At 67.6% G+C, this 7,150-nt stretch carries 10 protein-coding genes; 4 read left to right on the top strand and 6 right to left on the bottom strand.

The annotated features are described in order from the left end of the window. From AC04L7_RS09540 to AC04L7_RS09565, 6 genes are all read right to left on the bottom strand, one after another. On the bottom strand, nt 1-156 hold a 156-nt coding region (locus AC04L7_RS09540; protein WP_475512897.1), incomplete at its 3' end, for a flagellar basal body protein. Between the two features lie 28 nt (nt 157-184). Continuing rightward, on the bottom strand, nt 185-1,405 hold the full coding sequence (gene flgE / locus AC04L7_RS09545; protein WP_299343369.1) for a flagellar hook protein FlgE: 1,221 nt from the start codon (nt 1,403-1,405) through the stop codon (nt 185-187). A gap of 34 nt (nt 1,406-1,439) precedes the next feature. After that, nucleotides 1,440-2,120 carry a flagellar hook capping FlgD N-terminal domain-containing protein gene (locus tag AC04L7_RS09550; RefSeq protein ID WP_435998968.1) on the bottom strand — a complete coding sequence of 227 codons (681 nt, stop codon included), beginning with the start codon at nt 2,118-2,120 and terminating at the stop codon, nt 1,440-1,442. Nucleotides 2,121-2,146: 26 nt separating this feature from the next. Then, nucleotides 2,147-2,554: a flagellar basal body rod protein FlgC gene (gene flgC / locus AC04L7_RS09555; protein ID WP_296281855.1), complete on the bottom strand. Its 408-nt coding sequence runs from the start codon at nt 2,552-2,554 to the stop codon at nt 2,147-2,149. 11 nt (nt 2,555-2,565) lie between these two features. Further along, nucleotides 2,566-2,952, bottom strand: a complete 387-nt coding sequence (gene flgB, locus AC04L7_RS09560) for a flagellar basal body rod protein FlgB (RefSeq protein WP_435998965.1) — start codon at nt 2,950-2,952, stop codon at nt 2,566-2,568. A 138-nt stretch (nt 2,953-3,090) separates the two neighbouring features. After that, nucleotides 3,091-4,044, bottom strand: coding sequence for a chemotaxis protein (locus AC04L7_RS09565; protein WP_296281858.1), 954 nt, complete (start codon nt 4,042-4,044; stop codon nt 3,091-3,093). A 253-nt stretch (nt 4,045-4,297) separates the two neighbouring features. Here AC04L7_RS09565 and flgA point away from each other — a divergent pair, with 253 nt between their 5' ends. The 4 genes from flgA (at nt 4,298) to AC04L7_RS09585 (ending at nt 7,115) form a co-directional block, all read left to right on the top strand. Next, a complete protein-coding gene (gene flgA / locus AC04L7_RS09570) occupies nt 4,298-4,945 on the top strand; it encodes a flagellar basal body P-ring formation chaperone FlgA (protein ID WP_436001030.1) in 648 nt (215 codons plus the stop codon). Between the two features lie 168 nt (nt 4,946-5,113). Next, nucleotides 5,114-5,422 carry a flagellar biosynthesis anti-sigma factor FlgM gene (gene flgM, locus AC04L7_RS09575; RefSeq protein ID WP_435998963.1) on the top strand — a complete coding sequence of 103 codons (309 nt, stop codon included), beginning with the start codon at nt 5,114-5,116 and terminating at the stop codon, nt 5,420-5,422. A gap of 5 nt (nt 5,423-5,427) precedes the next feature. After that, entirely contained in the window at nt 5,428-5,772 is a 345-nt protein-coding gene (locus AC04L7_RS09580) for a flagellar protein FlgN (protein WP_296281863.1), read from the top strand. Nucleotides 5,773-5,870: 98 nt separating this feature from the next. Next, nucleotides 5,871-7,115 (top strand): ATP-binding protein, encoded by a 1,245-nt coding sequence (locus tag AC04L7_RS09585; protein WP_475512896.1) that lies wholly within the window; start codon nt 5,871-5,873, stop codon nt 7,113-7,115. The last annotated feature ends 35 nt before the right edge of the window (nt 7,116-7,150 follow it).

The following is a 7,150-nucleotide window of genomic DNA, read 5'->3' on the forward strand; positions in this document are numbered from 1 at the left end:
GGGGAAACCCTGGCCCTGGATCTTGAAGGCTTCCGTGCCGGCGAGCGCCGCCTTGAAACCCTTCGTGTCCACGTTGGCGAGGTTGTGCGACACCGTGCCCTGCGCCTGCAGCGAAGCGCGGGCGCCGGTCATCGCGACGTAGAGTGCCTTGTCCATGCGTCAGCCTCCGTCGGCCGTGCCGCCATCAACGGATGTTGATGACGGTCTGGGTGATCTGGTCCTGCGTGGACAGCATCTGCGAGTTCGCTTGGAAGTTGCGCTGCGCCACGATCATGTTGACCAGTTGCTCGGTCAGGTCGACGGTCGAAGCTTCCAACGCGCCCGAGGCCACCTGGCCGAAGTCCGACGTGCCCGGCGCGCCGATACGCGGTTCACCGGATGCGAAGCTGTGCGTCCACGTGTTGTTGCCCTGCGACACCAGACCCTGCGGATTGGTGAAATTGGCCAGGCCGACCTGGCCGATGGCGCGGTCCACACCGTTGGAATAGCGCGCATACACCACGCCTTCCGGCGAAACGCTGAACTCGTTGAGCTTGCCGGTGGCGTAGCCGTCCTGGTTCTGGATGCGCTTGGCGAACTGTTCGCCGTACTGCGTGGTGCCGCTGATGTTCATCGTCATGTTGAGCACGCCGGCGCCGGTGCTGGGCGTGAACGGTGCCAGCGTCACCAGGCCGTTGGCCGGCGCGGTCAGCGTGCCGTTGTTGTCGAACTGCACGGTGGTCGGTGCGCCCATGGAGGCGCCGTCCACATAGGTGTGCATCTGCCACTCGTTCGGGTTGGCCGTCTTAACGTAGTACACGGCCTGCTGGTGGGCCACGCCGAGCGAGTCGTACACCGTCACCGAGGTGGTCTCGTTGTAGCTGGCGCTGTCGGTGGGCGAGAACGGCGCGATCGTCGGCTGCGACGCATTGCCGGGCAGGGTCACGCCCAGGTCCACGTTGGTGGTCGGCGAGGGCGCACTATCGGTGGTCAGCAGCTGCAGGTCGACCAGGTTGCCGGTATCGAAGCCTACGCCGTCGGCGCGCGGCGGGAACACCTGCAGGCGGTAACCGTCGGGCGTGGTGACGAAGCCATTCGCGTCGCGCTGGAAGTTGCCGGCGCGGGTATACACGTTGGTGCCGTTGTTGCTGACGGTGAAGAAGCCTTCGCGGTCGATCGCCAGGTCCAGGTAGCGGCCGGTCTGGTTGATGTCGCCCTGCGAGAACTGCTGGGCCACGTTGGTCACCCGCACGCCCGCGCCGATGCCGTTCTGCAGCAGGCCGTAACCGGTGGTGGAGAACACCTCGGCGAACTCCGCGCGCGACTCCTTGAAGCCGCTGGTGTTGACGTTGGCGATGTTGTGCGAGGTAACGTTGAGGTCGGCATTGGCCGCCCTCATGCCGGACAGCGAGCTGTTGAAAGCCATGGAAGACTCCTTGCTGGATGCGGTGGGAGTGAGGTCAGGACGCCGACTTGCCGATGCGCAGCACGTAGTCGAGCGGGGCGGTGCCCAGGCCGGGCAGGTTGAGGTACAGGCCGTCGGAGCCGATGGTCACGCTTTCCACGGTGGCGTCGACGTACGTATTGAGCGCGGTGCCGGTGCCATCGCTGCCGGTATGCGTGGCCTTGATGGAGTACGCGCCGGCCGCCGCGCGTTCGCCGGTGGCCTTGACGCCATCCCAGACGAAGGCGGTTTCGCCCTTGCCGGTGGATTCGACGTCGATGGTGTCCACGACCACGCCACTGGCATCGGTGATCTCGAACGTCACCTTGCCCGCACCCGGGGACATGACCAGGCCCGTGGCATTGCCGGTGGCAGGCAGTGCCACCGAACTGGACGGCACCACGACGGAATGGCCGACCAGCGCCGCGCCCTTCAGCACCTGGTCGCCGGTCAACGCAGAGGAGAAACCGCCGACGGTGGTGTTCAGTTCGCTGATGCCCTGCACGGTCGAGAACTGCGCCAGCTGCGCGACGAATTCGCTGTTGGACAGCGGCTTCAGCGGGTCCTGATGGCTCAGCTGCTCGGTCATCAGGCGCATGAAATCGGCCTGGCCCAGCGTGTCGGCCTTCTTGGTGGTCGCCACACCCGAGGAGGCGGTATTGATGGCGGCGAACGGATCGCCATTGATGGTGGTCATGTGCGTGGTCGCTCGGTGGCGGGGCGTCAGCGGCCCATGGTCAGGGTGGCCAGGGCGAGTTCCTTGGCCGTGTTCAGCACTTCCACGCCGGCCTGGTAGCCGCGCGACGCCGAGATGAGGTTGACCATCTGCGAGACCGGATCCACATCGGGCGCGTAGACGTAGCCGTCGCCGTCGGCCATCGGGTGGCCGGGCTCATAGCGCTTGATCGGTGGCGCATCGCTCTGGCTGATCTCCTTCACCTGCACCGACGTAAGCGAGCCGTCGCCGCGCAGCGGGCGCGCCTGGAACACGGGCTCGATGGGCTTGTAGACCGCATCCGCGGACGAGGCGATGGAATCGGCGTTGGACAGGTTGCTGGCGATCGTGTTCAGGCGCACGGACTGCGCCTGCAGCGCGGAACCGGCGACGTCGAAGATGGGCAGGTTGCTCATGGCATGCCTCCTTACTGGCCGGTGATCGCGGTGAGCATGGTGCGCACCTTGGATTCGATGAAGCTCAGCGAGGCGCGATACTCCAGCGCCGCGCGGCCATAGGCGGCGCGCTCGGTGTCGGCGTCGACGGTGTTGCCGTCCAGGCTGGGCTGCACGCCATCGCGTTCGAACATGCGCGGGGTGGCGTCCTGCAGGGTGAGGTGCAGTTCGTTGGTGGTCCGCAAGGGCGCGGCCCTGGCGGCGGCGTTCTTCAGGGCAGCCTGGAAGTCCAGGTCCTTCGCCTTGTAGTTCGGCGTGTCGGCGTTGGACAGGTTGCTGGCGATCAGCTGCATGCGCTGCTCACGCAGCGGCAGTGCCGCCGCATGGACACCGAGGTAGTTGGAGATGGGATTGGACATGGCACCGCTCCGGCAGACCGTTGCCGGGGATGCTGCARGGCGTGTGCCAGAACGTGCTCTTCCTTCGCCCCGTGCGGCGGGGAGAAGGTGCCCGAAGCGCGTGCCCCATACTCGATACGGGGGCGGATGAGGGGCGCTTTACGCCGCCATTTGCGCTGCCGCCACCTGGTTCAGCCGGAACAGCACGTGCTCGGCCAGCTCGTGCGGGCTGTACTTCGCCACGAAGGCGTTTGCGCCCACGCGTTCGACCATGGCGTTGTTGAACACGCCCGACAGGGACGTGTGCAGCAGCACGTAGAGGCCGGCCAGGCCCGCATGGCGCCGGATTTCCGTCGTCAGCGTGTAGCCGTCCATCGCAGGCATCTCGATGTCGGAAATGACCATGGCGTAGCGTTCGGCCGGGTTCTCGCCGGCGGCGTGCACCTGCAAGAGGTGGTCCAGCGCCTGGCGCCCGTCGGATAGCAGGGTGGCAGTGACGCCCAACTGCTCCAGTACGCTGCGGATCTGCGAGCGCGCGACACGCGAGTCGTCGACCACCAGCACCTGCATCGGCGGGGCACCGGCGGGCAGGGCCATCTCCGGCGCCAGCGTGGCGTCCATGCGCGACTGGCAGATGTCCGCCAGCACGCTTTCCACGTCGATCACTTGGATCAATTCGCCCTGGAAACGCGTCACCGCGGTCAGGAAGCTGTTTTCCGCGCCCAGTTCCGGCGGCGGATGGATGTCTTCCACCGCGATGTTGACGATGCGCTCCACGCCGCTGACCAGGAACCCCTGGATGGACCGGTTGAACTCGGTGACCACCAGGTAGTTGGGCGCGTTCTCGGGATTGGGGTCCCGCTCGGGGTGGCGGATGCTCAGTCCCAGGTCCAGCACGGGGACGGAACGGCCGCGCACGTCGGCCACGCCCACGAATTCGGTGGGCAGTCCGGGAAGCTGGAACAGGGGCGGGCGGCGCAGGACTTCCTGCACCTTGAAGACGTTGACGCCAAAAAGCTGACGCCCGCCCAGGCGGAACAGCAGCAATGCGAGGCGGTTGTGGCCGGCCAGGCGGGTGCGCTGGTCGATGCGGTTGAGCAGGTCCTGGGTCATGGACAACTTATCGGCACGCCCAAGGGGTGCTTGAGCGGCGTTGCACTTTCCTTCGCCCCGCCTGCGGGGAGAAGGTGCCCGGAGGGCGGATGAGGGGCGGGCGCGGCGCCTGATCGAGCGCCGGCGCGTCAYCGCTTCGTTCGCCCCTCACCCGCCTTCGGCACCCTCTCCCCGCTGCGCAGGGCGAGGGGCAGGAACTGGCACACGCTTTGYACCCACCCCGCCGATGAACCACCGGAGCCCGCCCATGCTGCTGCGCCTGACCACCGCCCTGATCGGCGGTCTGACCGCATGCGCCGTGCTCGCCGCGGACTTCCAGCCGGTCGACAGCATCAAGGCCGCTGCCCTCGGCGCCTTGCCTGCGGGCAGCGAAGCCGAGGCCACGCTCGATCCCGCCCTGCGCCTGCCGCGCTGCGGTGCCGCGCTGGTGGCGCGCATCCAGGGCAGCAACAACGTGGAAGTCAGTTGCCCGCAGGATGCCGGCTGGCGCCTGTTCGTGCCCGTGCGCGTGCGCCGCAGCCAGACCGTGCTGGTGCTGGCGCGTGGCGTGGCGCCAGGCGAGACCATCACCGCCGATGCCTTCGTCGCCGAGCGCCGCGATGCTTCCCGCGTCGTCGGGGCGGCTGTCGCCGATCCGGCGCAGGCGGTGGGCCGGGTCGCGCGACGCATGCTTTCTGCCGGGACGGTGCTGGCGTCGACCGACCTGGTCGCGCAGCGCCTGGTCCGGCGCGGCGACAATGTGGCGCTGGTGTCCCGGCGCGGGGGCGTGGAAGTCCGCGTCGCCGGCAAGGCATTGGCCGATGCAGGCGAGAACGAGCGGGTGACCGTCGAAAACCTGTCCTCGCGCCGCGTGGTGCAGGGTGTGGTCGGGCCGGGCGGCGACGTCTGGGTGAGTCGATGAAAATAATTCGCGATCGGCCCTCAAGATGTCCCGCGGGGTGCCGATACCGACGCTGGGTGGAAGGACATCGGGCAGAAAACGGGCCTTCCTCGGAATTGTGCGATCCGTCACTAAAGTCGACCGGGTGGCGGCCGATAACTCCTTTGAACCCTGTTACAGGTGACTGACATGAACCAGAAAATCGAAGGCACTCCCCCTGCCGCCATCCGCAGCACAGGCCCCTTGGGTGGCCGTGTCGCCCCGGCGGGCGCCGACCGTTCCAGCCCCGTGGAAGCCAGCGCGGCAGGCGACAGCCTGCGCCTGACCGGCGAGGCCACCAGCCTGCAGGCCATGCAGCGCGAACTGTCCACCGCCCCGGCGATCAACGAGGCACGCGTGCAGGCCGTGCGCGAAGCGCTGCAGGCCGGCACGTACAAGATCAACGGCGAGGCCATCGCCGACGGCATGCTCGGCCTGGAAGACCAGCTGGGCGGCTGAGCACCATGACGCACGCCCCCCTCCAGCGACTGTCCGCGGCCCTGGAAGAGGAGCGTCGCGCCATCGTCGAGCACGACGTGGAAGCGCTCGTGCGCTGCACCCAGGACAAGCTGGACGCGCTGCGGGCGCTGGAAGGCGCCGCCGCCGGCTACGGCTTCCCGGACGAACTGCGCCAGCGCCTGGCCGAACTCGCCGACATGAACCACGCCAATGGCATCCTGCTGGCGCGTCGGCGTCGCGAAGTGAACTGGGCGCTGCGCCACCTCGGCCGCACCGAAAGCCACGGCGCCTACGACGCCCAGGGCCAGACATCGACGAACGCCGCCCCGCGTCCGATCGCGGTGGCCTGAGCCCGGTGCCGGATCCGCAAACTGCGACACCGCACCTTGCCGCTCCTGCGGCCGCGCCGGATACTGGCGCCCCATCATCGCCGCCACCCGATCCATCCGTGGCCACAGACCCGCTGACGAATCCGCCTTCCGGCGCCTGCACCGTGGACGACATCCCGTCCTTCGCCGATCTCAAGGCGCTGGCCGAACTGATGGACGATGGCTACCTGCTGTGCCGTGGCGATGCGCGTCCGTTGCACGCCAATGCAGCCGCCCGCGCGCTGGTGAACGATGAAGGCGACGTGCTGGCCGCGCTGTCCCGCCTGTTGCCCGCCGACGCGATCCGCATCGCGCGCGAGACCGGGCGCTGGAATGCCGACCTCACGCTCGACGACGGCCTGGTGCTGCAGGTGCGCGCGTACTTCCACGACAGTCCGGGCGGCGGCCACTGCATGGTCGTGTTCCACGACGTGAGCGAGGCGCATGCGCGCCAGCAGGAACTGCAGCGTCGCCATGCACAGCTCCGGCAGACGCTGGTGCGGCTGGCCGGTGCGCAGGAGCAGCTGGTCCAGTCGGAGAAGATGGCCTCCATCGGCCAACTCGCGGCCGGCGTTGCGCACGAGATCAACAATCCGATCGGTTACGTGCACTCGAACCTCGGCTCGCTGCAGGAATACCTGCACAGCCTGTTCTCGCTGATCGAAGTCTACGAGCGCGCGCTGCGCCTGCCGGACCCGAAGACGATGCTGCCCGAGATCGAGGACCTGCGTGCACGCGCCGACATCGACTTCATCACCGGCGACCTGCCGCAGCTGATGTCCGAGTCGCGCGAAGGCATCGAGCGCGTCACCGCGATCGTGCGCAACCTCAAGGATTTTTCGTACTCCGGGCGCGACGACAGCTGGAAGTCCGCCGACCTGCATGCCGGCCTCGATTCCACCATCAACATCATCTGGAACGAGCTGAAGTACAAGGTCACCCTGGAAAAGCAGTACGGCAAGCTGCCGCTGGTGCAGTGCCGCCCCTCCGAGTTGAACCAGGTGTTCATGAACATCCTGCTCAACGCCAGCCATGCCATCGACGAACGCGGCACGATCACCGTGGCCACCGGGGTGGAGGGCGACGAGGTGTGGATCGAGATCCAGGACAGCGGACACGGCATCCCCGACGAGATCCTGCAGCGCATCTTCGATCCGTTCTTCACCACCAAGCCGGTCGGCARSGGCACCGGGCTSGGCCTSTCGATTTCCTACGGGATCGTGAAGAAGCACAACGGGCGCATCGAAGCGCGCAACGTGCCGGGCGCCGGCGCCTGCTTCCGCATCGTGCTGCCGATCCGGCAGCCGAGTCTCGACGCGGCGTGACATCACTTCCTTCTCCCCGCTCGGCGGGGAGAAGG

The organism is Pseudoxanthomonas sp. LjRoot204_2 (genome assembly GCF_056175765.1).

Bases quoted from the DNA above. Each gene is read 5' to 3' on its own strand.
- flgE (WP_299343369.1), bottom strand. From the start codon at position 1,405: ATGGCTTTCAACAGCTCGCTGTCCGGCATGAGGGCGGCCAATGCCGAC.
- AC04L7_RS09550 (WP_435998968.1), bottom strand. From the start codon at position 2,120: ATGACCACCATCAATGGCGATCCGTTCGCCGCCATCAATACCGCCTCC.
- flgC (WP_296281855.1), bottom strand. From the start codon at position 2,554: ATGAGCAACCTGCCCATCTTCGACGTCGCCGGTTCCGCGCTGCAGGCG.
- flgB (WP_435998965.1), bottom strand. From the start codon at position 2,952: ATGTCCAATCCCATCTCCAACTACCTCGGTGTCCATGCGGCGGCACTG.
- AC04L7_RS09565 (WP_296281858.1), bottom strand. From the start codon at position 4,044: ATGACCCAGGACCTGCTCAACCGCATCGACCAGCGCACCCGCCTGGCC.
- flgM (WP_435998963.1), top strand. From the start codon at position 5,114: ATGAACCAGAAAATCGAAGGCACTCCCCCTGCCGCCATCCGCAGCACA.
- AC04L7_RS09580 (WP_296281863.1), top strand. From the start codon at position 5,428: ATGACGCACGCCCCCCTCCAGCGACTGTCCGCGGCCCTGGAAGAGGAG.